Origin of the sequence: Pandoraea sp. B-6, from assembly GCF_000282835.1 — a bacterium.
GTDB classification, from domain to species: Bacteria; Pseudomonadota; Gammaproteobacteria; order Burkholderiales; family Burkholderiaceae; genus Pandoraea; species Pandoraea cepalis.
The window spans coordinates 89,967-92,526 of record NZ_KB290516.1 but is presented as its reverse complement, the minus strand read 5'-3'; the positions used below and the strand labels follow the sequence as shown (position 1 = coordinate 92,526).

General features: G+C 64.6%; 2 protein-coding genes. Both read left to right on the top strand.

The features are described from left to right. A partial coding sequence (locus A985_RS25080) for an ATP-binding protein (RefSeq protein WP_232424590.1) occupies nt 1-1,472 on the top strand: 1,472 nt, incomplete at its 5' end. A gap of 12 nt (nt 1,473-1,484) precedes the next feature. Beyond that, nucleotides 1,485-2,327, top strand: coding sequence for a Flp pilus assembly protein CpaB (gene cpaB / locus A985_RS0110995; RefSeq protein WP_017233458.1), 843 nt, complete (start codon nt 1,485-1,487; stop codon nt 2,325-2,327). The last annotated feature ends 233 nt before the right edge of the window (nt 2,328-2,560 follow it).

The window sequence follows — 2,560 nt, the reverse complement described above, 5'->3', positions numbered from 1 at the left end:
GGCCTGAACTCCACGGAAACAGTCACGGGGTACGCATCATGGATCAACACAGCGTAACCGATTCGACGACGCCGCAAGGCAACGACGGCATGTCGCCATTGACGCCATCGCATCTTGCGAACGGCCACGAGGCAGGCGCCAACGCAGCGCCCGCGCTCCGGTCGGTGGCGGATACGGGACTCGACATGTCGTTTCTCGTTGATCTCGTCAGCAAATCCTGCTTCGTCAGCGGCAAGACAACGCTGCTGGCGCTGATGGACGGTCTCAAGCTACCGCTGAGCGTGCTCGACGAGCTGATCGCCTTCACCGTGCGCGAACACCTGATGGAAATCACCCATCGGGGCGCCCTGGACGCGGACGTTCACGTTCGGCTGACCGATGCCGGCCATGCGCGAGCACGCGAAGCGATGAACCTGTGCAGCTATGTCGGCCCGGCACCGGTGACGCTCGACGCCTATGTAACGTCCGTCAAGGCCCACTCGGTGCGCAAATTGCAGGTCAAGCGCACGTTCGTCAAACAAGCTTTCAAGGGCACGACGCTGGATGCTCGCTTGCTCGATGAGATCGCGTCGTCGCTCAACGCCGGACGCCCCCTGATGCTGTTCGGTCCGGCAGGCAGCGGCAAGACCTATCTGGCCGAGCGCTTGGGCACGCTGCTTCAAGGCGCGGCGCCGATCCCCTTCGCCATCTCGGTGTCGGGCGAGGTCATCCAGGTGTTCGATCCGCTCGTGCATGTTCCAGTAGCCGACGCGACTATCGCCGGTCAGCCGCACCTGCGGGACCGCCGCTGGCTCTGGTGCGAGCGCCCGCTCGTGATCTCGGGCGGCGAGCTGACGCTCGACATGCTGGAGGTCTGCTACGACGCCTCCACCGGCTTCTATCAGGCGCCCCCGCACATGAAGGCGAATGGCGGCATCTACATCATCGATGACTTCGGCCGGCAGATGGCGCCGCCCCAGGCACTCGCCAATCGCTGGATCGTGCCACTGGATCGCAACATCGATGTCCATACGCTCCACACCGGACGTCGCTTCATCGTGCCGTTCGACGTATGGTCCGTGTTTTCGTCGAACCTCAATCCGTGGGAGCTTTGCGACGAACCGTTCCTGCGCAGGCTGGGCTGCAAGCTTTACGTGGGCGCGATGGAGCCCGACGCCTACCGCCGCATCTTCGATGCCGAATGCCGGCGCCTTGGGCTCGTCGCGGGGGACGATGCCTTCGACTACCTGACGCAAAAGCTCCATGGCATGTCCGCCACGCCGCTCATGGCCTGCTACCCGCGCGACTTGCTGCTGCAGGTCGAAGCCGAGTGTCGCTATATGGAAAGCGCGATGACGGTCACCGCGGACCTGCTCGACGATGCGTGGCGCCGTTACTTCGACATGAATCACCGGGGACGTCGAAGCTGGCAGGACGATGGCATGCGCTCACTTGGCGACGCCCCTTTCGCCACACCGTTCGATCATCACTGAGGAGCAACGATCATGAAAAACCCGAAGGCGTTATCGATGTTGCTGATCGCCATCGTGGCCGGGTTGGCCTCGGTGGTATTTGCCGCCCAATGGCTGTCGCGTCAATCCGCGGCTTCGGTGACCTCCGTTGCCGTAGCCGCCGGCGACGTCAGCCTCGGCCAGCCCCTCAACACCGAACTCATCAAGATGACCAACTGGCCCGCCGACAGCATTCCACAAGGGGCGTTCCACGATCCGAAGCTGCTCGATGGCCGAGTCGCGCGCGTCGGCATGCAGCGCGGCGAGCCGATTCTCGAATCGAAGCTCGCCCCGCTGGGGACCAAGGGCGGTCTGTCGGCGGTCATCGGCGAGGGCAAGCGAGCCATCACGGTGAGAGTCAACGACGTGGTCGGCGTGGCCGGCTTCGCGTTGCCCGGCAACTACGTCGACGTCATCGTCAACACCAGCGAGACCGAGCGCAAAGGGCCGACCGATCAGAGCATTTCCAAGATCGTGCTGGAGAAGATCCTGGTGCTTGCCGTGGCACAGCAAGTCAGCCGCGACGATACCGCGCCGAAGGTCGTCAACGCCGTAACGCTCGAAGTCACGCCCGAGCAGGCCGAAAAGCTCGACCTCGCGCGCAGTGTCGGCACGTTGTCGCTGGTACTGCGCAACCAGGTCGACGGCGCGGCATTGGCAACCACAGGCGCGACCAAGATGACGCTGCTGAACGAACCGGTGGCGGCACCGCCAGTCGCCGCCCGTGAGCCCGTGCGTGCCGCGGTGATACGCAAGCCTTCGCGGCCCGCGCCGGCCCGCGCGGGCGACTGCGTGGGTGTGCTGTCGGGCGCGCACGGCGGCGTGGAGTGCTTCTAATTACAACAGGCCTGTCAACGCTGTCACGAGTCACACGGCAATGCCGAACTGCGCGCCAAGGCGCGCTACCCCGGGGAACATCATGAAAAACATTCGCAAAACCTGTCAGGCTCGCCGCATGGCCATCGCCGCGGTCGCTTGTTGCGCGCTCGCCGCGATGTCGCACGCCGGGGCGCAGACCGCTGCGGAGTACGGTGTGATTGCCAACGGGACATCCTCGCCCGGCAAACCGG

Coding starts and splice junctions, on each gene's coding strand:
- cpaB (WP_017233458.1), top strand. CDS start 1,485: ATGAAAAACCCGAAGGCGTTATCGATGTTGCTGATCGCCATCGTGGCC.